Origin of the sequence: Agreia pratensis (genome assembly GCF_900177685.1) — a bacterium.
GTDB classification, from domain to species: domain Bacteria; phylum Actinomycetota; class Actinomycetes; order Actinomycetales; family Microbacteriaceae; genus Agreia; species Agreia pratensis.
Genome location: NZ_FXAY01000005.1, coordinates 205,486 through 230,230, shown reverse-complemented (window position 1 = coordinate 230,230; position 24,745 = coordinate 205,486). Strand labels below are relative to the sequence as shown.

29 protein-coding genes are annotated in these 24,745 nt (G+C 66.8%); 12 read left to right on the top strand and 17 right to left on the bottom strand.

The features are described 5' to 3' along the window. Positions 1-2 precede the first annotated feature (2 nt). Positions 3-713, bottom strand: a complete 711-nt coding sequence (locus B9Y86_RS14855) for an ABC transporter ATP-binding protein (RefSeq protein ID WP_085487470.1) — start codon at positions 711-713, stop codon at positions 3-5. Then, positions 710-1,774 (bottom strand): ABC transporter permease, encoded by a 1,065-nt coding sequence (locus B9Y86_RS14850; protein WP_085487468.1) that lies wholly within the window; start codon positions 1,772-1,774, stop codon positions 710-712. The genes B9Y86_RS14855 and B9Y86_RS14850 overlap by 4 nt, the downstream gene beginning before the upstream one ends. Positions 1,775-1,937: 163 nt before the next feature. Here B9Y86_RS14850 and B9Y86_RS14845 point away from each other — a divergent pair, with 163 nt between their 5' ends. From B9Y86_RS14845 to B9Y86_RS14830, 4 genes are all read left to right on the top strand, one after another. After that, positions 1,938-3,128, top strand: coding sequence for a sensor histidine kinase (locus B9Y86_RS14845; RefSeq protein WP_085487466.1), 1,191 nt, complete (start codon positions 1,938-1,940; stop codon positions 3,126-3,128). Next, complete coding sequence (locus B9Y86_RS14840) at positions 3,125-3,751, top strand: response regulator transcription factor (RefSeq protein ID WP_085487464.1); 627 nt, start codon at positions 3,125-3,127, stop codon at positions 3,749-3,751. Before B9Y86_RS14845 ends, B9Y86_RS14840 begins: the two co-directional genes overlap by 4 nt. 395 nt (positions 3,752-4,146) lie before the next feature. Next, the gene (locus tag B9Y86_RS14835; RefSeq protein WP_176223376.1) at positions 4,147-4,491 is read left to right on the top strand and encodes a hypothetical protein; all 345 of its coding nucleotides are present in this window, start codon (positions 4,147-4,149) and stop codon (positions 4,489-4,491) included. A gap of 47 nt (positions 4,492-4,538) precedes the next feature. Continuing rightward, positions 4,539-4,793, top strand: a complete 255-nt coding sequence (locus B9Y86_RS14830; protein ID WP_085487460.1) for a DUF4287 domain-containing protein — start codon at positions 4,539-4,541, stop codon at positions 4,791-4,793. 21 nt (positions 4,794-4,814) lie between these two features. Here B9Y86_RS14830 and B9Y86_RS14825 read toward each other — a convergent pair whose 3' ends face one another. The 5 genes from B9Y86_RS14825 to B9Y86_RS14805 form a co-directional block, all read right to left on the bottom strand. After that, the gene (locus B9Y86_RS14825) at positions 4,815-5,822 is read right to left on the bottom strand and encodes a FecCD family ABC transporter permease (RefSeq protein ID WP_085487458.1); all 1,008 of its coding nucleotides are present in this window, start codon (positions 5,820-5,822) and stop codon (positions 4,815-4,817) included. Beyond that, the gene (locus B9Y86_RS14820; RefSeq protein ID WP_244894781.1) at positions 5,822-6,832 is read right to left on the bottom strand and encodes an iron chelate uptake ABC transporter family permease subunit; all 1,011 of its coding nucleotides are present in this window, start codon (positions 6,830-6,832) and stop codon (positions 5,822-5,824) included. Before B9Y86_RS14820 ends, B9Y86_RS14825 begins: the two co-directional genes overlap by 1 nt. Continuing rightward, positions 6,829-7,779 (bottom strand): ABC transporter substrate-binding protein, encoded by a 951-nt coding sequence (locus B9Y86_RS14815; protein ID WP_085487456.1) that lies wholly within the window; start codon positions 7,777-7,779, stop codon positions 6,829-6,831. The genes B9Y86_RS14820 and B9Y86_RS14815 overlap by 4 nt, the downstream gene beginning before the upstream one ends. A 70-nt stretch (positions 7,780-7,849) precedes the next feature. Continuing rightward, on the bottom strand, positions 7,850-8,740 hold the full coding sequence (locus B9Y86_RS14810; RefSeq protein WP_085487454.1) for a siderophore-interacting protein: 891 nt from the start codon (positions 8,738-8,740) through the stop codon (positions 7,850-7,852). Between the two features lie 67 nt (positions 8,741-8,807). Continuing rightward, the gene (locus tag B9Y86_RS14805) at positions 8,808-9,548 is read right to left on the bottom strand and encodes an alpha/beta fold hydrolase (protein ID WP_085487452.1); all 741 of its coding nucleotides are present in this window, start codon (positions 9,546-9,548) and stop codon (positions 8,808-8,810) included. A gap of 73 nt (positions 9,549-9,621) precedes the next feature. On the opposite strand from B9Y86_RS14805, the gene B9Y86_RS14800 reads away from it, so the two are divergent. The 6 genes from B9Y86_RS14800 (at position 9,622) to B9Y86_RS14775 (ending at position 13,811) form a co-directional block, all read left to right on the top strand. Further along, on the top strand, positions 9,622-10,320 hold the full coding sequence (locus B9Y86_RS14800; protein ID WP_085487610.1) for a helix-turn-helix transcriptional regulator: 699 nt from the start codon (positions 9,622-9,624) through the stop codon (positions 10,318-10,320). Between the two features lie 41 nt (positions 10,321-10,361). After that, positions 10,362-11,069, top strand: coding sequence for a phosphoribosylanthranilate isomerase (locus B9Y86_RS14795; protein ID WP_085487450.1), 708 nt, complete (start codon positions 10,362-10,364; stop codon positions 11,067-11,069). Positions 11,070-11,333: 264 nt separating this feature from the next. Then, on the top strand, positions 11,334-12,119 hold the full coding sequence (locus tag B9Y86_RS17675; RefSeq protein WP_244894780.1) for a GNAT family N-acetyltransferase: 786 nt from the start codon (positions 11,334-11,336) through the stop codon (positions 12,117-12,119). Positions 12,120-12,171: 52 nt separating this feature from the next. Then, positions 12,172-12,819 (top strand): LysE family translocator, encoded by a 648-nt coding sequence (locus B9Y86_RS14785; protein WP_085487608.1) that lies wholly within the window; start codon positions 12,172-12,174, stop codon positions 12,817-12,819. Next, positions 12,816-13,265 (top strand): GAF domain-containing protein, encoded by a 450-nt coding sequence (locus B9Y86_RS14780; RefSeq protein WP_085487448.1) that lies wholly within the window; start codon positions 12,816-12,818, stop codon positions 13,263-13,265. The genes B9Y86_RS14785 and B9Y86_RS14780 overlap by 4 nt, the downstream gene beginning before the upstream one ends. 90 nt (positions 13,266-13,355) lie before the next feature. Further along, positions 13,356-13,811 (top strand): GNAT family N-acetyltransferase, encoded by a 456-nt coding sequence (locus B9Y86_RS14775; protein WP_085487446.1) that lies wholly within the window; start codon positions 13,356-13,358, stop codon positions 13,809-13,811. 81 nt (positions 13,812-13,892) lie between these two features. On the opposite strand, the gene B9Y86_RS14770 is transcribed toward B9Y86_RS14775, so the two are convergent. From B9Y86_RS14770 to B9Y86_RS14760, 3 genes are all read right to left on the bottom strand, one after another. Then, on the bottom strand, positions 13,893-14,729 hold the full coding sequence (locus B9Y86_RS14770) for an alpha/beta fold hydrolase (protein ID WP_085487444.1): 837 nt from the start codon (positions 14,727-14,729) through the stop codon (positions 13,893-13,895). Between the two features lie 161 nt (positions 14,730-14,890). Continuing rightward, on the bottom strand, positions 14,891-15,154 hold the full coding sequence (locus B9Y86_RS14765; RefSeq protein ID WP_085487442.1) for a hypothetical protein: 264 nt from the start codon (positions 15,152-15,154) through the stop codon (positions 14,891-14,893). Further along, entirely contained in the window at positions 15,144-15,512 is a 369-nt protein-coding gene (locus tag B9Y86_RS14760; RefSeq protein ID WP_085487440.1) for a pyridoxamine 5'-phosphate oxidase family protein, read from the bottom strand. Before B9Y86_RS14760 ends, B9Y86_RS14765 begins: the two co-directional genes overlap by 11 nt. Before the next feature lie 71 nt (positions 15,513-15,583). Here B9Y86_RS14760 and B9Y86_RS14755 point away from each other — a divergent pair, with 71 nt between their 5' ends. Then, the gene (locus tag B9Y86_RS14755; protein WP_085487438.1) at positions 15,584-15,919 is read left to right on the top strand and encodes a PadR family transcriptional regulator; all 336 of its coding nucleotides are present in this window, start codon (positions 15,584-15,586) and stop codon (positions 15,917-15,919) included. Continuing rightward, positions 15,916-16,530 (top strand): HAAS signaling domain-containing protein, encoded by a 615-nt coding sequence (locus B9Y86_RS14750; RefSeq protein WP_085487436.1) that lies wholly within the window; start codon positions 15,916-15,918, stop codon positions 16,528-16,530. The genes B9Y86_RS14755 and B9Y86_RS14750 overlap by 4 nt, the downstream gene beginning before the upstream one ends. Positions 16,531-16,615: 85 nt before the next feature. Here B9Y86_RS14750 and B9Y86_RS14745 read toward each other — a convergent pair whose 3' ends face one another. From B9Y86_RS14745 to B9Y86_RS14715, 7 genes are all read right to left on the bottom strand, one after another. Beyond that, positions 16,616-17,245 carry an MBL fold metallo-hydrolase gene (locus tag B9Y86_RS14745; protein ID WP_085487434.1) on the bottom strand — a complete coding sequence of 210 codons (630 nt, stop codon included), beginning with the start codon at positions 17,243-17,245 and terminating at the stop codon, positions 16,616-16,618. Next, positions 17,245-18,339: an S-(hydroxymethyl)mycothiol dehydrogenase gene (locus B9Y86_RS14740; RefSeq protein WP_085487432.1), complete on the bottom strand. Its 1,095-nt coding sequence runs from the start codon at positions 18,337-18,339 to the stop codon at positions 17,245-17,247. The genes B9Y86_RS14745 and B9Y86_RS14740 overlap by 1 nt, the downstream gene beginning before the upstream one ends. An 89-nt stretch (positions 18,340-18,428) precedes the next feature. Next, entirely contained in the window at positions 18,429-20,084 is a 1,656-nt protein-coding gene (locus B9Y86_RS14735) for an MDR family MFS transporter (RefSeq protein ID WP_085487430.1), read from the bottom strand. Next, positions 20,081-20,716, bottom strand: a complete 636-nt coding sequence (locus B9Y86_RS14730; RefSeq protein ID WP_085487428.1) for a TetR/AcrR family transcriptional regulator — start codon at positions 20,714-20,716, stop codon at positions 20,081-20,083. The genes B9Y86_RS14735 and B9Y86_RS14730 overlap by 4 nt, the downstream gene beginning before the upstream one ends. A gap of 65 nt (positions 20,717-20,781) precedes the next feature. Then, entirely contained in the window at positions 20,782-22,323 is a 1,542-nt protein-coding gene (locus B9Y86_RS14725; RefSeq protein WP_244894779.1) for a GMC oxidoreductase, read from the bottom strand. Beyond that, a complete protein-coding gene (locus B9Y86_RS14720) occupies positions 22,314-23,804 on the bottom strand; it encodes an alpha/beta hydrolase (protein WP_085487426.1) in 1,491 nt (496 codons plus the stop codon). Before B9Y86_RS14720 ends, B9Y86_RS14725 begins: the two co-directional genes overlap by 10 nt. Beyond that, positions 23,801-24,700, bottom strand: coding sequence for an SDR family oxidoreductase (locus B9Y86_RS14715; protein ID WP_085487424.1), 900 nt, complete (start codon positions 24,698-24,700; stop codon positions 23,801-23,803). The genes B9Y86_RS14720 and B9Y86_RS14715 overlap by 4 nt, the downstream gene beginning before the upstream one ends. Between the last annotated feature and the right edge of the window lie 45 nt (positions 24,701-24,745).

The window sequence follows — 24,745 nt, the reverse complement described above, 5'->3', positions numbered from 1 at the left end:
CGCTACGCCGTGGCCGCAGCCACCCGGCCCTCGACCAGCGCCCCGTCGACCAGGCGCAGCACGCCATGCATGCGCGGAATGTGCACGAGGTCGTGCGTCACCAGCAGGGTGCAGGTGTCGAGCTCGTCGGTGAGGCGCAGGATCAGCTCGATGATGCTCGCGCCCCGCTCCTGATCGAGCGCGCTCGTCGGCTCATCGACCAGCAGAACACTGGGCTCGTTCATCAGCGCACGGGCGATGTTGACCCGCTGCCGCTGTCCGCCCGAGAGCTGATGCGGGCGCTTGTGCCGCTGGTCGCCGAGGCCGACGGCATCCAACAGCATCGCTGCGCGATCGGATGCGACGGCTCGGCCGCGCCGCCCGGCCAGACCGCCTCGCGCCCCGAGTTCATTCATGACCATCAGCTGCTCCTGCGCGGTGAGCGACGGAATCAGGTTGGACTGTTGGAAGACTATGCCGATCTTTTCGCGGCGCAGCTCCGTGGCCTCCGTCGCGCTCAGGCTGGCGGCGTCGACTCCGTCGATGAGGACCTCGCCCGAGTCCGGGCGGATCAGGGTGGCGGCGACGGCGAGCAGGCTCGACTTGCCCGAGCCGCTCGGGCCGGTGATGCCGGTCACGGTTGCCGGATGCGCCGTCAGCGACACGTGGTCGATGGCCGTGATGCGGGTGTCGCCGTCGGCGAAGGTCAGGGTGACGTCGTTCAGGCGGATCATCGGGTGCTCCCAAGTGCGGTGAGGGGGTCGGCGGAGGTGACGGAGCGCAGCGCGAAGGCTGCTCCCGCGAGTCCGAGCGCGATCATGATCGCCCCGGGCAGCAGGGTGGTGACGGGGCTGAGCAGAAAGGGCAGCGCCGAGCCGGCGAGCAGCCCGAGTGCGATCACGACGCCGAGGCCGGCCCCGATGCCGACGACCAGAACGACGAGAGCCTGGCCCAACGCATCCATTCGCAGAGATCGGGTGCTGGCGCCGAGAGCCTTGAGCACGGCGATGTCGCCCTTGCGCTGCATGGTCCAGACGGTGAAGAACGCCCCGATCACCAGGCCCGAGATGCCGAAGAGCATGGCCACCATCAGCAGCAGAGAGCCGATCTCCGAGCGGAAAGCGCTGAGCGCGGTGAGCGAGCCGAGCACGCTCGTCGAGACGGTCGCGGTGGCCGTGTTAGCCGCGTTCCAGTCGGGGGTTCCGGATACGGCCAGCACGGTCGCATAGCTGTCGGGGCTGCCGGTGGCGGCCGCGTAGGACTGCCAGTCGGCGAGAGTCATCCAGACGACGGGAGTGTGGCTGTACCACGCGTCTCCGGCGACGCTGTCGACGACGTAGTCGGATCCTCCGATCGTCACTGAGCCACCCGTCCTCACCCCGAGCGCTTTCGCGGCCGGCGCGGCAAGGCTTACGTGTCCGCTCTGCGTTGGCGCGGCCGGGGTGAAGCCGGGCTCCACGCCGAAGACGGCGATCGCCGCCCGGGTGTCGCCCGCCTCGGCGCGGGTCTGCGTGATGCCGATCGGCCGGGCGGAGGTGACCCCGCCGGTGCCGGCCCACGCCGCCTCTTGTTTTTGGGTGATGGTCGAGTCTGAGTAGCTCGCGGCCTCGCCGCCCGGGCTCGAGAAGACGATCCGGTCGCCCGGCAGCTGCAGAACCGCCGAGATGTTCTGGGTGGCCAGGCCGCCGGTGAGGCCGCTGAGAAAGCCGACGAGAATCGTGATGAGGGCGACCACCGAGCCGATCAGAATGAATCGTCCTCGGGCGAAGCGCAGGTCGCGGAGTGCGACGAACATGAAGCGTCCTTTCGTGCCACCGGTGCGGCGACCTTCTTCACTTTTCCGCGGAACCCGGCCCGAGGCATCCATCGCGGGCACGGCGCACGACGGCCGATCTATCGGCCCTGCAGTCGTCCTTTTGGACGATGACGTGGGGCTGCCGACGCGTAAAGTTCGATTCATGGCTCATTCCGCGCTCACCCCTGTCTTCGTGGGGCTTCGCACCGGGCTGCACGTTCTCTTCGCGGCGCTCGCGGCGCTGGTGATCGTTCGCGCCGTGGTGGTTCCGAGCGAGCGCAGCGGAGCAGTCGTCGCTCTCGCGATTCTGCTGCTCGTCAGCTACGCGCTCGGGGGAGTCGTGGCTCGGGCGGCGCGCTCTCACAGTCGGCGCCGTCTCGCCGGTTCGGCGTGGCTGGCCGCGATCACCCTCGAGTGGATCGCCCTGCTGTGGCTCACGCCCGAAGCCGCCTACCTCGTCTTTCCCCTCTTCTTTCTCTATCTGCATCTGCTCGGCCGGTGGTGGGGGTCTGCGGCGATCGTCATCGCGACCGGCGTCGCGATCTGTGCCCTCGGCATCCATGGCGGATGGACCGTCGGCGGCGTCGTGGGCCCGCTCGTGGGCGCCGGTGTCGCGCTTCTCATCGGCCTCGGCTACCAAGCGCTGGCCCGCGAGGCGCAGCAACGCGAGGCCCTGATGCAGGAGCTGCTGGCGACGCAGGGGCAGCTCGCCGCAACCGAGCGCGAGTCGGGGGTTCTCGCGGAGCGTGCCCGCCTTGCCCGCGAGATCCATGACACGCTCGCCCAGGGTTTGTCGAGCATCCAGATGCTGTTGCACGCGGCCGAGAGGGCCGACCCCGAACGGCCGGGCGTCGAGCACATCCGCCTCGCGCGCGAGACCGCGGCCGACAACCTGGCCGAGGCGAGGCGCTTCATTCGCGAGCTCACCCCGCCCGACCTCGACGACAACGGGCTCGGCGGTGCACTCCGCCGGCTGGCTGCGGGGCAGTGGCAGGCTCAGGGCCTCGACGTCACTGTGCGGGTCTCCGATTCTGTCGAGTTGCCGATGCAGCTGCAGACCGCGTTGCTGCGCATCGCCCAGGGCGCGGTGGCCAATGTCATTCAGCACGCGCACGCTTCGACGGCCGCGATCTCTCTCGAGACCGACGGTGTCGGCCTGCGCTTCACGATCGTCGACGACGGCGCCGGCTTCGATCCTCAGGCGGCGGATGCTCGGGGCGGCCGGTCGGATTCGTTCGGCCTGAAGGCTGCCCGGGAGCGCGTCGACCAGCTCGGGGGCGTGCTGTCGGTTGAGTCGCAGCCCGGTCGTGGCACGACCGTTCGAGTCGATCTCGCGCTCGAGAGCATCGCATGATCAGGCTCGTCGTCGCTGACGACCACCCCATCGTTCGCGCCGGAATCGCCGCGCTCTTCGGCCTCGAACCCGACATCGAGGTCGTCGCCGAAGCATCCACGCCAGACGAGGCCGTCGCGGCGACCGTGCACGAGAACCCCGATGTCGTGCTCATGGATCTGCAGTTCGGCGCCCGCTCGCAGGCGACGGGCGCCGACGCGACCAGGCGCATCCGGGCTCTCGACGCCGCGCCCTACGTTCTGGTTCTCACGAACTACGACTCGGATGCCGACATCTTGGGCGCCGTCGAGGCCGGGGCGAGCGGGTATCTGCTGAAAGACGCCCCGCCGCACGAGCTCATCGCAGCGGTGCGGGCGGCGGCCGCGGGCGAGAGCGCCCTCGCGCCGGTGATCGCGTCGCGTCTGCTGAGCCGCATGCGGGCGCCGCAGGCGAGTCTGAGCTCGCGCGAGATAGAGGTTCTCGAGCTTGTGGCCGCTGGTCGTTCCAACACCGAGGTCGCCGGCGATCTGTTCGTGAGCGAGACGACGGTGAAGTCGCATCTCGCGCACATCTTCACGAAACTGGGCGTGAGCTCGCGCACCGCGGCGGTGTCTGCGGCCCGCACCCGCGGCATCCTGCGTTAGGGCTTGTCTGGGGCCCGCGTTCCGCCGGTCGGGCGGAGATTCGGGGCATCCGACGCGCATACGAGCACGGACCCATCGAATCTCCGCCCGGAACGACGCAAAAGGGAGGAGTTCTGGCAATTCAGCGCCCTATTGGCGATGGATGCGCGAATCTCCTCCTGTTTGAGCGTTGCTCGGCGGCCCATCGGTCGTTTGTCCCACGCGAGTGACCGGGCAGACTTGAGGCAGGAAAGCTGAGGGAGGAAGTCGATGCGCGTGATGCGAAAACATCCGACCGTGGTGCTTGCTGCCGCCTGCGTCATTCTGCTCGTGGGGGTTGTCACTGCTGGCCTGGTTTTTGGTCGTCCGTGAACTCGCTCACTGTTGACGACGTCACCGCCGAGGTGACAAACGGCATGGATGATCTGCAGGCGCAGCTTCCGTCGACCTCGATCGCGTCGGTCGCTGACACTGTTCGAGCCGAGCCGTGCCCGGACGGCGGAGAGGGAACTCTCGTCGCCGTCGAACGTTCGATCGTGACAGCAGACGGGTTCGATTTGACCGGGTGGGTGCGCGAGCTCTCGGCCACGTATGGAGCCAAGGAAGGGTGGAGTGCGACCCTGGATTCTGAGCAGGGGCCAAGGCCTAAGCTCACTCTGGCGAATCGGTCGCTGATGCTTTTTACGCTGGAGCCCTTCACTACCGAGCAGCCGCCGACGTTGGTGATGAACGCGACCTCCCGCTGCTCGACGGTCGACTGACCAGCGGGGCCGTTGCCGCGGCCAACCGCGTCTTCTATCGTGACTTCATGACCAGCCACCGCGTTGTCGCCCCCGAGCAGCCCACCGACGGATCGAAGCTCAAGGGGCCGGCCTCGTATTTTGCGAGCATCGAGAAGACCTACGGCAAGCCCATTCAGGAGTGGCTCGATCTCGTCGTCGTCGAGCTCGCCGACCACCCTCACATGCAGGTGGTGTCGACGCTCAAATCGGAACACGGGCTGGGGCACGGACACGCCAACGCCATCGTCGCCTATGTGAAGGCCGCCCTGGCCAAGCAGTGACGCGTCGCACGGCTCCGCTGTTCAGCCCACTCGCCGGGTCGAGCGCGCTTCTCGCACGAGAAACCACACGAGGTAGCAACCACCGACGACCACGGTGACGACGCCGACGGGCAGCGTGACCGGGAGCGCGTGCTGGGCGATGAGATCGGAGCCGCTGAGCATGACCGCGCCGAAGATCGCCGTGGTCAGGAGTGGGATGTGAGGAGTGCCGACGAGACGCCTCGCGATCTGCGGGGCGGCGAGGGCGACGAATGCCACGGGCCCCGCCACGGTGGTGGCCACGCAGACGAGAAGCACGCCCACCGCCAGCATCGTGATGCGCGTGAGAGAGATGCGCACTCCCGTGACGATGGCGACATCGTCACCCAGGCCGAGTTGGTGCAGCGCGCGCACGTGCAGGGGGACGACGGCGAGCAGGATGCCGATGAGCACCGTGGCTGTGGCAACGCCTGCTGCGGTCACACCCGCGAGAGTGCCCGCACCCCAGGCGGAGGCGAACAGTGCCGTGTCGAGGTCGACCTGCAGCAGCAGCCAGGTGCCGAAAGCGGCCGCCATCGACGAGATGGCGACTCCCACGATGATGAAACGGAAGCCTCCGAATCCCACGCCGCGTGAGAACGCGAAGATGAGCAGCGCCGTGGCGAGGCCCCCGAGCAGGGCGCCGATCGTGCGCGATTCGACAGACGAACCGGCCACGACAAGCGACACGAGCATCCCGACGAAGGCGCCGTTCGACAGCCCCAGCACATCGGGGCTCGCGAGTGGATTGTGGGTGACCGTCTGAAAGAGGCCGCCTGCGACACCGAGCGCCGCTCCGACCACGATGGCCGCCGCGATGCGGGGCAGTCGCCACTCGAGCACCACCGTCGTCGTGAGATCGTTCGCCGTGCCCGAGATCACCTTCATGAGATCGGGGAAAGGGATGGGAAAGTCGCCCGACATCGCCCCGATCGCGGCGAGTACGGCGAGTGCGGCCAGCAGTGCCAGGGTCACTGTCGCGGGCCGGATGCGGGTTCGTGCGTTACGCATCACAGCCCGGTCACCCGCCGGTTGCGCCGCACGAGCAGAACGAGAACGGGAGCGCCGACGAATGCTGTGACGATACCCACGGGCATCTCCGCCGGCAACGCCACGAGCCGCCCGACGATGTCGGAGGCGAGCACCAGAACGGGCGCGGCGACGATCGATCCGGCGATGATTCGACGGTGATCGACTCCAACGATCCACCGTACGACGTGCGGCATCATCAACCCGACGAACGAGATGGGCCCGGCCACGGCGGTGGCCGTTCCGGCGAGGAGGGTGATGGCGACGACCGCCAACAGCCGGGTGCGCGGAACGCTCACACCCTGACCCGTGGCCACATCGTCGCCGAGCGCCATGGCGTTGAGTGCCGGACCGATAGCGAGTGCGAGCGCGATGCCGGCGGCCAGCGGAAGAAGCACCGGCGTCGTCACATCGAAGCCGCGGCCGAGCAGGCTGCCGGCAGACCAGCCGAGCATCCGTTCGAACGCGTCGGGATTGGTGAGGGTGAGGCCCGTCGTGAGCCCCGATAGAACCGCCCCGACGGCCAAGCCGGCGAAGGTGAGAGTGAGCGGATCTGCCCGACGCGGGCCGGCCGATCCGAGAAGAAATACCGCCACCGTCAGAACGAAGGCGCCGGCATAGGCGAACCACACATACTGGCCGGGGCTGTTGACGCCGAGGAACACGATGGCGACGGCGACCGCAGCAGCGGCGCCGGCGTTGACGCCGAGGATTCCCGGATCGGCCAGCGGATTGCGCGTGACTGCCTGGATGAGCGCGCCCGCGCCACCGAGACCGGCTCCGACCGAGAGTGCCGCCGCTGTGCGCGGCACTCGTTGGTCTAAGAGGATGAACCGCGACTCTTCCGTTCCGCCGCCCGTCAGGGTGTCGAGAAGCACGGTCGGCGCGATCATGTTCGCACCGATCATGAGTGAGAGAACGACGAGCAACGCGATGAGCACGCAGGCCCCCGCGACGAAGAGGACGAAGCGTCGGGTCGGGTGAGTGGTCACTGAGCGTCGCGGAGGATGCTCTCGATGTCATCGAGCACCTTGAGGCCACCCATCGGTCCTACTCCGGTGATCCAGTACGACTGGTCGACGAGGTGCACGTTGGGGAACGACGACGCGTTGGCGGTGATGGCCTCGGGCATGGTCGAGGGGTCGTCGACGTTCGTTGTGGTCACGACCACGAGGTCTGCGCTCGCCTCGAGGACCTTCTCGGGCGACAGGTCGACGGAGATCGAGTTCTGCCAGTCTCGCGCTGGTGTGGTGAAGCCGACGCACTCGAGGGTGCTGCCCGCGAAAGACTCCGGTCCGTAGACCGTGAGCAGACCGTCGCGGGGGCGGATGAGCTGCGCGGTCTTGCCCTCGACGGCGAACTCGGCCTTGACCTCGTTGCAGCGAGCGTCGTAGTCGGCGAGCAGCGTGTCTGCCTGGTCGGCGAGGCCGAGAGCCTTGCCCACCAGTTTCACGTTGTCTTTCCACGGGTCTGCCTGTGAGGCGAGAAAGACCGTGGGCGCGACCGAGGAGAGCTGGTCGTACAGAGCCGAGTGGCGCGACTCGGTGCCGATGATGAGGTCGGGCTTGAGGGCGGCGATCTTCTCGACGTTGGGCTCGGTCACCGTGCCGACTGACTGGATGCCGCTGGCCGCCTTGCCGAGATACGAGGGGATTCCGGCGGCCTCGTTGAGCACGGCGGCGCCGACCGGAACGACTCCGAGGGCGACCGAGGCATCGAGCGCCACGGGCTCGAGAACGACGACGCGCTTCGCCTTGGCGGGTACCTGCGACTCGCCGCGGGCGTGCGTCACCGTGATGGTGCCCGCATCCGCCGAATCTGGCGAGGCCGGAGTCGTCGATTCGGCCGAGCAGCCGGTGAAGGCCAGGGCGGCGATGACGAGCCCCGCAAGCAGGGCGGGGCGTCGGAGGCGGCGGGAAGCGGGGCGGAGCGGGGGCATGGAGAGTTCTCTCGTTCGACGTCGGGCGGAGGCGTCGACGACGGTGGCGACCCAGGTTAGGGTACCCTATCTAACTCGTCGTCCCGCGTGCTCCGAGATTCCAATAACCCTGCGAATGAACGAGCTCGCGCGAGATTCCGACGTCGGCGATTACCCTGCGAATGCGAGGAATCGCGGAACTCTCCGCTGCGACCCAGCCGGCGAAAGCGGCGTCCGCGGCTCGCGCAGCCCCAGCATCCGATACCGCCCACGAGCCCGCGGCGGCGGCGAGAGTGTCGCCGGCACGGCGGCCCTCGCGGGCGAGATATTGCACGTTCACACCGCTCGGGACGCGCTCGATGGCCGGGCACGCATCGATGTCGTCTGCCTCGACGACGATGCTGCCTCGGGTGTCGGCGGCGAGGGAGGCGACGATGCCTGTGAGAGCGGGAATAGCCGTTTCGTCGCCCAGGAGGAGAACGGCCGCGGGTTGCGCGGCTGGCCGCCATTGGATGCCGTGCCGCCGATCGTTCGTCCGCGCATCCGGGCCGGAGACCAGAATGCGATCGCCGGCAACGGCGGAGGTCGCCCAGATCGACGCGGGTCCGGTCGGGTGGTGGATGAAGAAGTCGATGTCGAGCTCGCACTCATCAGGCCGCGCGCTGCCCGTCGTATAGGTGCGTGCGAGGTGGCGTTCGTCTGCGGGCATGCCGGCGAGAGCGGCTCGCCATTCGGCGACGGAGAGTCCGTCGGCGTCGCCCTCGTTGGAGAAGGGCCCGTGCCAGGGGTGCCGGTGCTGCCCGGCCTGCCCTGCGTCGTGCGGAAGGATGAGTTTGAGCCGCTGGTCGAGGCCCCACGGAGCGAAGTGTCGAAGCGAAGGCGATCCGAGCGTGACCCGAACGAAGGTGGGCGTCAGTTGCCGAGTACGGATGACCCGAGTGTCGAAGAGGCGGTACGCGGGGGCGCCGGGCACGATCGTCACCCGAGGGAGCCTAGTCGGGGTTAGCGGGAGAATGCGGTTCGATCGCCCGCCTGTGCTGAGGATGCGATCAGCTGGAATGCGTTGTCGCCGACTGAATGACCTCGGCTAGATCGCCTGCTCGGCTCCACATCGGCCAATGCCCCGTCGGGAGATCGATGACGTCGAGCGTTTCGAGATTCGCGACCTCGGCGAACATGGGATGTCTTCCTCGGGCCATCTCCAACACCTGGCTGCTCGAGATCGAACAGCAGACCATTGTGGTCGGCACGGTGTGTCGGGCGTCGTTCGCAAGCTCCACACTCTGCCGAACCACGGGCCCAGGTTCAGGGACCGCCCTCGCCCGGAAGCGATCGAGCGCCTCGGTGCTCAGTCCATCGAGGCTTGCCTGGCGAGCGAGGATGTCGAAGGGTGGCAGCGGAAGCTCCGTGGCGTCTTCTGGAAAGTCTGGGGCGAAGGCACTCCCCGGTGCCATCGGGCCTGAGTCGACCCACACCACCCGGCTGACGAGTTCGGGATGGCTGTCGAGGATCAGACTGACCGGGGCGTTGGCGCCACTGTGAGCAACGATCATCGCGGGCTGGCCATCCGAGACATGGAGTCGGGTGAGGAGGTCGCGTAGTGCCGAGGCCTGGTCGTCGAGCGTTCTCGTCGCGCGCGAAGGGTCGTCCTCGTCGAGTCCGGGCAGCGTGATCGCGATAGCGCGGGAGCGGGTGGGATCGAGGTGTTCGAGGACGTCATCCCACGCCCAGGCGCCCAGCCAGTGGCCGGCGATGAGAACGATGGTCGGTCTGTTTTTCAGAACTGTCATACATCCACCTTCGTGGGCTCTCTGGGCAGGTGTATGTCACTATCTATGTCATGAATCTGAAATGTGCGGAGCGGTGAAGCGAGCAGAACGACTTCATGCCTTGTCTGAGTTGCTGCGCCGCAATGGTTCGCGGGGTAGCTCGGCAGAAAGGCTGGCGAGAGAGTTCAGCGTGTCGGTGCGCACGATCAAGCGAGACCTCGGTGCGCTCGAACGCAGCGGTGCGCCCATCTGGTCTCGCCCTGGTCCCGGCGGAGGCTACGGCGTGGCGGCGGGGGCGTCCTTGCCGCCCGTCAGCCTGTCTGCCGCTCAGGCCGTGGCCCTGATGGCGGCCGTGTCCGCCGCACCCGATGCCCCATACGCCGACCTGGCGGCATCCGGGGTTCAGAAAATTCTCGATGTCCTCGACCCCCGAACCCGAGCGCGAGCCGAGCAGCTGGCCGACCGCGTCTGGGTCGACGTTCCTCCCACCCCTTCGCGAGCGATCAGGTCGGCGCTCGAGGAGGCCATGGCCGAGCAGCGAGTCGTGCGCATTCGCTACACGTCTCGATCCGACGTCGGTACCACCCGCGACGTCGAGCCTGTGCTGTTCGCCTCTACGAATGGCCAGTGGTACCTCATCGGATGGTGCCGGATGCGCAATGCCATGCGATGGTTCACCGTGTCGCGTATCGAGCGGGCCAGCGTGACCAAGACTGCTTGCGAAGGCCACGGCATCGACGAGGTCGGGACGCCGCCGGCCAACGCCAGACCTGTGCATGGTCGGGGCGTGTAAGCCCATCAACATCTTCGCTAAGAACGGCTAGGCTCGCCCGCATGATTGCCTCCTCGCTCACCGTGAAGATCTGCGGCCTCCGCACGGAGGCTGCTATCGACGTGGCCATAGCGGCAGGGGCGGATGCGGTGGGTTTCGTGATCGCGGAGGGCAGCCCGCGGTTCGTCGATGCCGAGACGGCTCGCCGACTCATCGAGCACACCGCAGGGCGGGCGACCACCGTGCTCGTGACGAAGGGTCTCAGTCCCGAGGCTGCGGCATCCGCGGCGTATGGATGCGGCGTCGACGTGCTGCAGGTGCATGGATTCGACCGGCCGCAGGTCGAGCGCACGCTCGAACTCTTTCCGCGCGTCTGGCGGGCCACGTCGGTGAGCGCGGCAAATTTCGTGGGGGGCCTCGACTCCTGGGGCGAGGAGCTCCTGCTCATCGATTCGCCTCGTGCCGGATCGGGGGAGCGGTGGGATCTCGGCGCCCTGCATGAGCAGCGGCCGTCCGGCCCCTGGCTGTTGGCCGGCGGATTGGATCCAGATAACGTTGCGCAGGCCGTCGCCCAAGCCGGGCCGACAGGAGTCGATGTCTCAAGCGGCGTCGAGTCGGCGCCAGGGGTCAAGGATCACGCGCTAATCGAGCGTTTCGTGGCCAACGCCCGGTCGACTTCTCGCGGGAGCGCAGATCGCGCCGAAACCGAGCCGAACTCTGGCAAGCTTTCCAGCAATGACGATCATCACATCCCCGTGGCTCGATCCTGAGCCCGATCGGCACAGCCTCCGTCTCGAGATCGTGCCCGAGCAGGTTGTGCACACCCTGGCGATGGGTGGCTCGGCTGATCTGATCGGCGAGCAGGTATCGGAATACCTTGCCGGGCCTGAGTGCGCCGGCCTCTGGCATATGAGGAGCAAGCAACTCCACGAGACCCCCGCCGATGCGCCCTGGATCACGCGATTCATCGTCGACCCGCAATTCGCCCTGCCGGTCGGCTGGCCGGTTTTCACGGTGCCCCCGACGAGGCGGGAATGGTCGAGGTCGGATATCGAGTCGATCCTGCGTTCAGGCGACGGGGCTATGCCAGGCGTTCCCTCGAGACTCTGCTGCATATCGCGCGGCAGCACCCTGATGTGCGCACGGTTCGCGCCACCGTGAGCCCAGACAACGCCGCCTCGCGGTCGCTCATAGCGGACTACGGCTTCGTCGAAACCGGTGAGCAGTGGGACGAGGAAGACGGGTTGGAGATCATCTACGAAGTCTCGGCAGAGGCGGAGTCGAGCCACACCAGCTTCGCGAGCGGGTCTGAGATGTCTCGCGCGATGGTGGCGGAGGTCTCCCGTGCTTGGGAGATCCTTCCGCGGATCAACGCGGTCGCGCCGGGAGACTTCGCCGCGATGCGCGAGGTTCTGGCTGAGCTCATCGGCGAGGAGCTCGACCCGACTGTGCGGGTGTTGCCCCCTTTCTACCCCGATGGCGGCCACAATCTGCGATTCGGCAGAAACGTCTTCGTGAACCACGGATGCACGGCGGTGGTGGTCGGCGGAATCGACATCGGTGACGATGTGATGATCGGACCCAACGTGCAGCTCATCAGTGGAGGGCACTCTCTCGACCCTGCCACCCGCCGCTCGGTGTGCACCTGCGCTCCGATTCGAATCGGCCGGGGCGTCTGGATCGGAGCGGGTGCGACGATCCTGCAAGGGGTGACCGTTGGAGATGACGCGGTCGTCGCCGCGGGTGCTGTGGTCACGAGAGATGTTGCGGCCCGCGCCCTCGTCGGCGGTGTGCCGGCACGCCTCATGCGCGAGCTGTAGGCAGCCTTCACATTCGCTCAGCGGTGATGCCGATACTCGCTACATTGGCATGATGACTCTGGCCCAAGCTGTTCTCTCATTCGCATTCGTGGTGGGCCTGCTCACGATTCTTCCGGGGCTGGACACGGCGCTGGTGATTCGCGGCACGGTGACGAGGTCGCGGCGATATGGAAGCGCTGCAATTCTGGGGATTCAGGTCGGAACTCTGCTCTGGGGTGCGGCTGCTGCCTCGGGCGCCGCTGCCCTTCTCGCGGCGAGCCAGCTGGCTTACGCGGTGCTCAGCTATGCCGGTGCCGGCTACCTCATCTTCATGGGTGCCGCCATCATCGTGAAGACGTTCCGCCGTTCTGCACAGACGGAGACGTCACCCGAATCATCGTCGGTACCCCGGCGGGCGGGCATGGCAGAAAGCCGCAGCGGTTTTCTGCTCGGACTGATCACGAACCTCACCAATCCCAAGGTCGGCGTCTTCTACATGGCGACGATCCCCCAGTTCGTTCCCGCGGGCTACTCGCCTCTCTGGGTCGGACTTCTCCTTGCCGGTGTGCACTGCCTCATCGGCACGACCTGGCTTGGGCTGATCGTCGTCGGAGCGAACCGCCTTGCGCCGAAGCTCCGTTCGGTCAGTGTCGTCAAGTGGATCGACCGGGTCACCGGAGGGTCGCTGATCCTCCTCGGCGGAAAGCTGGCGACGCAATGATCGATGCGCAGGATGCTCTTCGCGACCTCGTCGTGGCGGCGCGGCGATCCCCGGGCGCCACACTCGTCACGATCTCGACCATCGATGTCGATCAAGACCAGATGACTCGCGTGTACTCGACTGATCCAGAGAGCTATCCGGTCGGAGATCGGGAGAAGCCACTTCGAGAGGCAGAGGACGACCCCTGGTACGAGCGCGTCGTGGTGCAGCAGCAGCCCTGGGTGAGTCTCGACGTCGACGACCTTCGCGCGACCTTCGCAGACTACGAGCTCATCGAGTCTCTCGGATGCGGAGCGATCATCAACGTTCCCGTCGTTCGCGAGGGCACCACGATCGGCTCGATCAACCTGCTCGATGCCGCTGGGCGTTACGATCTCTCATCGGTAGACGCTGCGCTCGCGCTCGCGGCCCGCATCGTTCCGGTCTTGGCATCGCTCGCGAATTGAGTAGACGCCGAGTCCATCCCCGAATCAGGGCTCGCCATCACAGGTTCTGGGCCGCGGATTCATCCCAGGGCTGATGGGCATAATCGATGCGTGGAACTGGAACGCGTGTCCCCCTCTGACATCGACCCGATTCGAGAATTTCTGCGGACTGCCGATCTGACACTGGCCGGGCTCGATGCGCCAGGGGTGCATCTGTGGGTCGAGCGAGACGGGCGCGGCCGAATCGTCGGCAGCACGGGATTCGAGCTCAGCACAGATGGCCGGCACGCGCTGATCAGGAGCGTTGCGGTGGATCCGCAGCAGCGTTCAGCCGGGTCCGGCTCACGACTCGCGCGATTCGCGATGGATGCCGCGCGGGAGGCGGGGGTCGAACGCGCCTGGTTGTTCTCTAGGCGATCCGGGCCGTTCTGGCAGAAGCTGGGCTTCATGGCTGCCGACCGAGACGAACTGGCGGCGGCTCTCGCCGACACCCACCAGGTGCGCCTGTTCGTCGAGACCGGGCAGCTGGGGCGAGAGGTCGCGTGGTCGTGCCCTCTGTCGAGGTGACGACATGACGAACGGCGCACCCCGATCATGCCGGAGTGCGCCGTCTGTCGCGAAAGAACTCAGCCCTGAGGGCCGAAGCCGCTACTGCTGAATGAACGCCAGCAGGTCGGGGTTGATCACGTCGGCGTGCGTCGTGAGCATGCCGTGGGGGTAGCCCTCGTAGATCTTCAGCGTCGAGTTGGCGAGCAGTTCGTGCTGCTTCAGTGAAGCATCCTTGTATGGAACGACCTGGTCGTCGTCGCCCTGGGTGACGAGAACCGGCACCGAGATCGCCTTCAGATCTTCGGTCTGGTCAGTCTCGGAGAAGGCCTTGATTCCTTCGTAGTGGGCCAGGGCGCTGCCCGTCATTCCCTGCCGCCACCAGTTGTCGATCACCGGCTGAGAGACTTTGGCCCCCTCGCGGTTGAAGCTGTAGAAGGGCCCGGATGCCACGGCCACGTAGAACTCGGCCCGGTTGGCGGCGAGGGCTTCGCGGAAACCGTCGAAGACCTCGAGGGGTGTGCCATCGGGATTGGCGTCGGTCTTCACCATCAGCGGAGGCACGGATGAGACGAGCACGGCCTTCGCGACGCGGCCCTGCGGCTCGCCGTACTTGGCGACATAGCGCGCCACCTGGCCGCCACCGGTCGAGTGGCCGATGTGGATGGCGTTCTTGAGGTCGAGGTGCTCGACGACGGCCGAGACGTCGCTGGCGTAGTGATCCATGTCGTGACCCGTGCCAATGTCGGTCGATCGGCCGTGACCACGACGGTCGCTCGCGATGACGCGGTAGCCCTTCGAGTGGAAGAAGAGCATCTGAGCATCCCAGTCGTCGCTCGACAGGGGCCAGCCGTGGTGGAACACGATGGGCTGGGCGTCCTTCGATCCCCAGTCTTTGTAGTAGATCTCGGTGCCGTCTTCTACGGTCACAAACGCCATGATTGACCTCCAATTTCGTGTCGAACCAAGTCGTGCTCGGGACGACTGCGTGTGGGAATTCCGCTCGTCGATGAGGTGAGGAGCTTTTTCACAGTAGCCCCGCAAAACGGTGCAATCGAGGGAAAGGGCGAGGGTTCCGACATCTGTTCAGTGAGGCCCGATCATCCGTCGAAATCAGAGAGCAGATCTGGCTCGAGCTGCATGCAGACCAGCCTCGGTCTCTCCTCCCACGACGTCACCGTCTCGAAACCGCGCGCGCAATACAGCCGGATGGCGTCGTCGCGAGTATCGCCGAGGTGCGCGGCCTTCTCCACCTCGGTCTGCCTCAAGTAGGCCTCGACGAACTGGCTCACTCGTTCGCCGTCCGGTCCTGACAGATCGGCCCGACGCACGGAGATGGGATATGCGCTGTCTTCACGATCCACCGAGCAGCCACCTCTCTACGGGGATCTCGAGGAGCACTCGTGGACCGTCGACCGACTCGTCGAGCGGGTTCCAGCCGTCGTACTTCTGCGCAAAGAGCGAGGCGAGGATGCGGAAGGCGGCGATGTCGCGGTGGACGAGAGCGCGACCCTGGGCGACGTGCGGGTCGGCTGCAGATCCGTCGATGGCGAGCGACACCCGTTCATCTGCGGCGATGTTTCGCACCTTCACATTCGTCGCAGCCGACGCGACCCAAAAAGTGTCGTCGACCAGGATGAACCAGACCGGGGTTGTATGCGGTGAACCGTCGGCACGCGATGTCGTGATCCACGCACATTGGGCATCGGCGGGAGATCTCATTCGACCAGTATTGCGAGGACGGCGGCGCCTTGCGCTTGCAACTATCTTGCATCGCACGTAACGTGTGATGCATGGTAGCGGACGTCGGCACACAGCTTCGCAAGGGCGTCGTCGAGTTCTGCGTGCTCGGACTGCTCTCGCGGCAGGCCATGTACGGCTGGGAGCTCTCGGAGCGACTTGTCGCGAGTGGGCTGATCGCGAGCATCGGAACTCTCTATCCCATGCTCGCTCGTCTGCGCAGTCAGGGGCTCGTCACCGCTTACGACGAGGCGTCGGCCTCCGGGCCGGTGCGCAAGTATTACAGGCTCACCGATCAAGGCGAGGCGCAGCTCGAATCGTTCCGCCTGCAGTGGGCCCCCTTCGCCGCCACCGTGGATCAGCTCGTCGGAAAGGACAGCGGCTCATGACCGAACAGACCTCGAACACCGTCAAGACCTATCTCGCCCGCCTCGATGCGGCGCTCGCAGGAGTCGACCCCGACGTGCGCTTCGAGATCGTGTCGGGCATCCGCGAAGAACTCGCCGGGCTCGACGAGCAGGCGGCGGCCGCGCGTATCGCCGAGATGGACGACCCCGCGTTGATTGCCGCTGAGGCCCGCGCCGAGATGCCGCCGCCGCCCATGCCCCCGGCGCCGGCCGTGGCAGAACCCGTTCCCGGTCGCGCCTTCTCGATCACCGCAGTGATCGTTCTCATCGTCGGCACGTTCGTTGTGCCCGTGATCGGGCCGCTCGTCGGGCTCGTCTGGGTCAGCATGGCGAAAGCATGGACGCGCCGCGAGAAGATCGTGGCCTGGGCGAGGCCCATATCTGCCGGATTGATCGTGCTCGCGCTGTCGTTCGTGACGAGCCTGTTCGGGCAGAACCAACAGAGCGGCACCAACCAGCCTGTGCTGGCCTTCGCGTTTGTGGCGCAGTGGCACCTCGTGCTCATCGTGATGTTCCTCGTGCTGCCGATCGAGGGCATCGTGCTCCTGGTGCGAGCCAACAAACGCGGATGGCGAGCGCCCGCGCAGCCGTAGCCCGCTCTACCTCAGGAAGAACCGCGCCGCGGCGTGCGAAGCTCGCCCATTCGGCCGGTTCTTCCTGAAAACGAGCGAGCGGGAGTCAGTGCCCGCGCGCGATCCACTCCTCGAGATGCGGAGCCTCCGCGCCGATCGTGGTCGAGTCGCCGTGTCCGGTGAGCACGACCGTGTCGGCGGGCAACGTCAGCAGCTTCGCCGTGATCGACTCGATGATCGTGCCGAAGTCGCTGTACGAGCGGCCGGTCGCTCCCGGTCCGCCGTTGAACAGGGTGTCGCCGCTGAAGACCGTGCCCAGCGAAGGCGCATAGAAGCAGACCGCTCCGGGGGAGTGCCCCGGTGTGTGCAGCACCTCAAGTTCGGTGCCCGCGACCGTTATGACCTGGCCATCGACCAGGCCGGAACTCGGCGCGGCGTCGGGGTAGACCGCGTCCCAGAGCATCCGGTCGCCGTCGTTCAGCAGCACCGGCGCGCCGGTCGCGGCCTGCAGCGCAGCCACGGCGTCGATGTGATCGTTGTGGGCGTGCGTCAGCAGAATCGCCGTAACCGTGCGGTCGCCGATCGCGGCCAGGATGGCGTCGGCATCGTGGGCGGCGTCGATCACGACGCACTCACGATCGTCGCCGACGATCCAGACGTTGTTGTCGACATCCCACGTTCCGCCGTCGAGGCTGAAGGTGCCGGATGTGACCAGGTTCTCGATGCGAGCGGCCATTACAGAACCACCACCGAACGCAGCACGTCGCCGCTCGCCATACTGGCGAACGCCTCTTCGATATCGCGGATGCCGATGCGCTCGGTCACGAATTCGTCGAGAGGCAGTCGGCCCTGCAGAAACAGGTCGGTCAGCATCGGGAAGTCGCGTTCGGGCAGACAGTCTCCGTACCAGCTCGACTTGAGCGAGCCGCCACGGCCGAACACGTCGAGCAGCGGGATCTCGAGCATCATGTCGGGAGTGGGAACTCCGACGAGAACGACGGTTCCGGCGAGGTCGCGCGCGTAGAACGCCTGTCGCCACGTCTCGGGTCGGCCCACCGCGTCGATCACGACATCGGCGCCGAAGGAGTTCGTGAGCTGCTGCACGGCGGCCACCACTCCGGCCTCGTCGAGGTCACTGGAGTCGATCACGTGGGTCGCTCCGAGCGCCGCAGCCTTGGTGAGCTTCTTGGCATCTCGATCGATGGCGATGATGGTGCTCGCGCCGGCCAGCTGGGAGCCGACGATCGCAGCGGTACCCACGCCGCCGCATCCGATGACCGCGACGGAGTCGCCGCGCGTGACGTTGCCGGTGTTCATGGCGGCGCCCAAGCCGGCCATGATGCCGCAGCCGAGCAGGCCGACTGCGGCCGGGTCGGCATCCGGATTCACCTTCGTGCACTGTTTGGCGTGCACAAGGGTCTTCTCGGCGAACGCGCCGATGCCGAGCGCCGGGCTGAGCTCGGTTCCGTCTTCGAGGGTCATCTTCTGCGTGGCGTTGAAGGTGTTGAAGCAGTACCAGGGCTCGGCGCGAACGCAGGCGCGGCACTCGCCGCACACCGCACGCCAGTTGAGCACCACGAAGTCGCCGACCTTCACATTGGTGACGCCCTCGCCTATGGCGCTGACGCGGCCGGCGGCCTCGTGGCCCAGCAGAAACGGAAAGTCGTCGCTGATTCCGCCCTCGCGATAGTGGTAGTCGGTGTGGCAGACACCGCAGGTCTCGATGTCGACGACCGCCTCGCCCGGGCCAGGATCGGGGATGACGATGGTGGTCAATTCGACGGGTGAACCCTTCGAGCGGGCGATCACACCGGTCACGGTGGTGGACATCGGGAACTCCTTTGGGCGCGGGTGGGGCGCTGTTTCAGCGTACCCGGCGGCCCCGCGGAGTTCTCGGTGGGGCTGGTCGGCGCGATGCGCTACACCGAGGGAATCGACCTCGTTCGCGTGGTGAGTACCGGCTCGGCGGTCGGGTTCGCTCCGGTCGAGAGCGACTCCTCGAAGGCTTCGAGGCGAGAGGAGGCCTCGTTCTCGACCTTCTCGATGCGCGTTGCCAGCGGCTTCTCGACCACGAACGCAAGCAGCACGGCGGCCACCAGCATCAGCGGAACCATCAGCAGGAAGATCGGCGTGAGGGCATCGTTGTAGGCGTTCACGATCACGGTGCGGGCGGCTTCGGGCAGGGCTGCCACGGCTGCCGGCGTGAGCGAATTGGTTGCCGGGCCGGCGGATGCCCCTGCCCCGGTTCCCGCTCCCGACGCCAGGATGTCGGTCAGTCGAGACACGAACAGGCTTCCCACGATGGCGGCTCCGAGAGATGAGCCGATCTGCCGGAAGAAGTTGTTCGAACTCGTGGCGGTTCCCACGATGGCGCGAGGGAACGAGTTCTGCACGACCAGCACCAGGATCTGCATCGACATTCCGAGGCCCAGGCCCATTACGGCGAGGAACACGCACATGATCCAGATCGCGGTGGATGCGGTCATCGTCGAGAGAAGGAATAGTCCGAGGGCCGTGACGAGCGAGCCGACGATCGGGATGAGCTTGTACTTGCCGGTGCGGGACACGATCTGGCCGGAGCCGATCGATGCCACCAGCAGCGCTCCCATCATGGGGATCATCAGCAGTCCGGCGCTGGTGGCCCCGACTCCGGTGACCATCTGCAGGTAGGTAGGCATATAGGCGAGAGCGCCGAACATGGCCACACCGGTGATGAGGCCGGCGCCGGTGGTGAGATTGAAGTTGCGGTTCGCGAACAGCTTCAGGGGGATGACGGGCTCAGCGGCACGGCTCTCGATGAACACGAAGAGGATGGCGAACACGACCGTGGCGACGATGAGGCCGATGATCACGGGTGAGTCCCAGTCGTAGGTGGTGCCACCCCAGGTCGTGAAGAGCACGAGGCTCGTCGCGGCCATGGCCAGAACGATCATGCCCGGGTAGTCGATGCGCGGCTTCGCATACTCGCGCTTCGGCAGGGTGAGGAAGAAGATCGCAGAGACGATGGCCAGGATGCCGAGGGGGATGTTCATCCAGAAGGCCCAGCGCCATCCGGGGCCGTCGGTGAAGAACCCGCCGAGCAGCGGGCCGGCGACGCTCGAGACGGCAAAGACCGCGCCCATGATTCCGGAGTACTTGCCGCGCTGCCGGGCCGGAACGACATCGGCGATGATCGCGAGGGCGAGGATCATGAGCCCGCCACCGCCGAGCCCTTGAACGGCGCGGCCAGCGATGAGGGTGCCCATCGAGTCGGCCAAGCCGCCCATGACGCTTCCGACGAGGAAGATGCTGATGGCGGAAATGAAGAGCCACTTGCGACCGATCAGGTCGCCGAGCTTGCCATAGACCGGCATCACGATGGTCGAGGCGAGGATGTAAGCGGTGGTCACCCACAGCATGTGTTCGACGCCGTTGAGTTGCCCGACAATGGTCGGCAGTGCGGTGCTGAAGATCGTCTGGTCGAGCGACGCGAGCAGCATCGCCACCATCAGGCCGGCGAAGACGAGAAGCACGCTGCGGGTCGAGGGAGTTCCCTCGATCTGCGCGTCGCGCTGGGGTGAGGCACTGGTGGTCATACGATTTTCTCCATTACGGTTCTGAACGCCGAGACGGCGTCGTCAAAGTTCTTTCTGGTCTCAGCGGAAGTATTCGAACCTCTCGGTGCGCTGGCCCACTTCTTCATCGCCCCGCGAACGGTGGCAAGGCAGACGCCGAGGATGATCTGTGCCGCGTCGCGTCGCTGCTCGTCGCTGCCCTCCGCAAATCTCGCATCGTCGACGAGCCAGCCCGCGATGATGCCGCTGAGGCGATCGTCGAGCTCGGCCACGCGAACCATCTGGCGAGTCATGAGTTGCGGATGCTCGTGCATGACCTTGCGCTTCAGGTCTGCGCGCGTACGGTTGCCGCCGCTCGCCTCGAAGACCGCATAGATCAGGTCGAAGACGGCGACGAGTACGTCGGGATCATGCTCGCGTTCACGGTCGAGTTCGGCCGCCACGGCCGATTCGTCGATGCCGAGCATGGCGTCTTCTTTCGACTGGAAGTAGTTGAAGAAGGTGCGGGGCGAGACGTCTGCCCGGTCACTGATCGCGTCGATCGTCGTGGCATCGAGCCCTCGCTCGAGTGCGAGTTCTGCGGCGGACACGTGAATGGCCTCGGCGGTCTGCGCACGCTTGCGCTCGCGAAGGCCCAGGGATGAATCATGCATGTGAACATTGTTGCACTCTCTGCAACTTTGCGTCAATGCAAAAGTTTACTGTGCGCAGTATTCTCTCAGCGCAGCATGAGGTCTGCTGTGCGCAGCGAGAGCGCCTGCTGAACGAGGCACGGATTCGCGCTCAGCGAGCTCGGGAATGTCGAGTTGTCCGAGATCCACATGTTCGGGATGTCGTGGCTGCGCCCGTCGGCATCGACCACACCCGAAGACGGGTCGGCGCTCATGCGGCATGTTCCGAGCGTGTGCGCGGTGCGCGCCAGCACACGGGTCTCGAGCGCTCCGGCCGCCTCGAGGATGCGCGTCATCGTGGCGGTCGCGTGCTCTTCGATTGCCTTCTCGTTCGACCCCGCCGTGAACGAGACCACCGCGCGCGGCACGCCCCACTCGTCCAGCTCGTCTGAGAGATCGAGCCGGTTGCTCTCCGCCGGCAGGCACTCGCCGTTGATGCCGATACCGGCGGAGTATCGCCACGCATCCAGGGCTGTCATCAGCTCGTCGCCCCACAAGCCCGCGCCGCGCACGAGTGTGGTGGCGTAGTTCAGCGGCATCACGCCGAGGCTCTGGAGGAGGTATCCTCCGGCGAAGTCGACGCCGTCGGGGCGCACGAAGTCTTCGCTGATCAGCGACGAGGGGTAGCCGCGGTAGCCGCGGATCTGCTCGTCGAAGCGGCCCCACACCTGCACGCCGCCGTGAGCGAGAAAGTTACGACCCACCTGGCCACTCGAGTTCGCGAGGCCCGTGTTCAGCAGAAGGCGCGGTGTCTCGATGCCACCGCCCGCCAGCACGAGGTTCGCGCAGCGCTGGCGATAGTCGTGCCCGTCGCGTCGATACACCACGGCTGACACGTGGCCCTGTGGGTCGAGCTCGATGCCGTGCACCATCGAGTCGGCACGAATCTCCGCTCCGTCGGCGACTGCCGCGGGCAGGTACGTGTTCGCCGTCGTGGCCTTGGTTCCATAGCGTTCGCCCTGGTGGATGCTGCCCAGGTTCTGGCTCGACCTGCGGTTTCCGAAGTGCGGCTGGTCGCGATCGCGACTCAGGATGGCCGCCGGCGCATCCGTGGCCCGGATGCCGAGCCGCGCGCATCCGGCGGCCATCATGTCGGCCGAGGCGTTGCGATCGACGGGCGGCTCGAGGTACTCACGCTCCGGATCCCAGGGGTAGGGAGTGGGGCCGGAGACGCCGATGGTGCGCTCGACCTCGGCGACGTAGCGGGTGAGCTCGGCATGGTCGATCGGCCAATCCTCGCCCACTCCCGTCTCGGTGCGCAGACGCAGATCGCGTGCATCGGGGCGTGGGGTGAAGGCGCCCCAGTGCAGCGTGCCGCCACCCACACCGAAGCCGCTGTTGTTCGAGCCGAAGGCGGTGGGGTCGTCGCCACCCGAGAGTCGCTCCGACATCCAGTTGATGCGCGGAGCCTCGACCTCGTCATTCGTGAAGCCGTCGGGATCGGTGTTGGGCCCGGCCTCGAGGGCCACGACCTTCAGACCGCGCCCGGCGAGGCGGGCGAGCAGCGGGCCTCCGCCCGCGCCGGTGCCGACCACGACCACGTCGACGATCTCTTCGGTGTCGTACGTGCGCATGCGGCTCAGATCCACGCGGCATTCTCCTCGACGGTTCGGGCGTTGTTCAGGGCGGGGTGGTCGTGGTGCGGGTCGTCATCTCGATCGTCATCGTCATCATCGGATGCGACGCTCCCGAGCTCGGCCGGCTCCCACGGGTCGCGCTCGTCGGCAGCGACGCTGACATACCCGGCGGGGCCGGTCGCCGGCCCGCTGGTCGCGAATCCGTCGTAGCCGACGCGGGCCATCGATGCCGGATGCGACAGCCAGACGCGGGTCAGGTCAGTGCGCACGTCATCGAGCCAGTGCTGGAGCTTCGTGCCGCTCCAGTCGGAGCCGCCGACGGCATCGAACTCGTTCAGTTCGCCCGAGATGATGCCGTCGATGAGAGCGTCCTGTTCAGCTCGGTCGTCGGCGGGCCACAGCGCCGCCAGGTCGTCGAGCCCCAGACGATACGCCGCAACGTCGGCGGGTTGGCCGGTGTTGCGCCAGCCGTCGCTGCGGCCGATCGCGAGGTCGTCGTCGACCCGCGCGGCGAGGTCGATGCGGGGCGACTCAGGCTGTGGCACAAGCCGGTCGGCCAGCGCGCGCAGCATCGTGAGCTGCTCAGGCGACAGCGCTCGCGGACTGTAGTTCGGGTCGTCGGCGATCGCCCTGCGCGAGAGGAACCCGCGGGCCTCGGGGGCCGTGCGTTCCGAGGCAATGAGGCGACCCCACTCGGGCGTGAGTTGCGGGGTCGCCGACACCGTCGCATCCCACAGCCGAACGATCTCGGCGGCGACCGCGGCGGGCCGCTCGTACGGCAGCAGATGGCCGGTCGCTGCGAGCGAGACGAAGCGGGCCTGCGGGTACACGCCGTCGAGCAGGCGGGGCTGCGCGGATGCGCCGAGGTCGTCGTCGTCTTCGCCGGCAAGCACGACGACGGGAAGATCGATCGGGCCGACGTCGTGAGACACGTCTTCGGTGCTGCCCTCTTCGAGCCAGCGACGCCAGCCCAGCGGCGACATCAGACGCACCTGCGCGATGGCCGCGCGCTCGTCGTCGTCGGCGAGGGGAGTCGACACGTTCTGCGCCACGAATTCCGTGGCGTGATCCTCAGAGATGATGCCGTTCGCCACCCACGAGAGCATCTCGGCGCGTTTGTCGTCGGACATGGGCTCGGGCGTGCGCGGTGACGGCGCGAGAAGCACCATGCCGGCGAGGCCGAAGACGTTGGCGTCGCCGCTCAGGATGCGGTCGGCCACGAGGGCCGCGACCTTGCCTCCCATGCTGTGGGCTGCGAGAAAAAAGGGGCCGCCGTCGGCTTCGGCCTCGATGACTGAGACCACGCGGTCGGCGAGGGACGAGACCGAGCCATTCGGCGCATCCGGAGACCCGCCGTGGCCGGGCAGATCGATGCCCACGACCCGAAAGCGGTCGGCGGCCATGCTCTCGAGAGCGGCGGCGAGCGGCGCTGACGCTACCGCGTCGAATCCGAGGCCGGGGAGAAAGAAGATCGTGCCGTCGGGAGCGGTCACGGGGTGACCATCGCTCCGTTGACATTGAGCGTCTCGCCCGACACGTAGCTCGATTCGGCCGAGGCGAGGAACACGAAGGCGGGTGCCAGCTCGGCCGGCTGGCCTGCCCGTTGGTAGGTGCTCTCGTCATCGAAAGCCTTCATCTGCTCGTCGGAGACGCCCTGCGACACCTGCAGAGCGGTCCACACCGGGCCCGGTGCCACGACGTTGACCCGGATGCCTCGCGGGGCCAGCTGCTGGGCCAGACCTTTCGAGAAGTTGTTGACCGCGGCCTTGGTCGACGCGTAATCGAGGCGGTCGGGCGCGGGTTTGTAGGCCTCGAGCGACGCGGTGTTGATGATGGTCGCCCCCTCGGGCAGATGGGGGAGGGCCGCCTTCGTCAGCCAGAAGTTCGCGAAGACGTTCGTTCTGAAGGTTTGCTCGAACTGCTCGTCACTCAGGTCTTCGAGGCGATCGATGGCCACCTGTTTGCCGGCGTTGTTCACGAGGATGTCGAGGCCCCCGAGCACGCTCACGGCCTCGGCGACGATCGCGCGGCAGGTGGCAGCCTCGGTGATGTCGGCCGCGATGGAGTGGCCCTTCGCTCCGGCCTCCTCGATCAGGCCCACGATGCGATCTGCATCCTGCTGTTCGGCTGGCAGGTGCACGATCACGACGTCGGCGCCCTCTCGGGCGAACGCGATCGCCACGGCGCCGCCGATTCCGGAGTCGCCTCCGGTGATGAGCGCTTTGCGACCGGTGAGCCTGCCGGTGCCGCGGTAGGTCTTCTCGCCGAGATCGGGCACGGGCGTCATCTTCGCCTGCACTCCCGGTTCGGGCTGGTGCTGAACGGGGGGTTCGACCCGATCGTAGAGGGTGACCGGGTTGCCGAACGTGTACTGGTCGCGTGCAGTCATAACGACCAGGCTAGGCCGGTGGCCCGATTGGGCGAGGGCATTGCA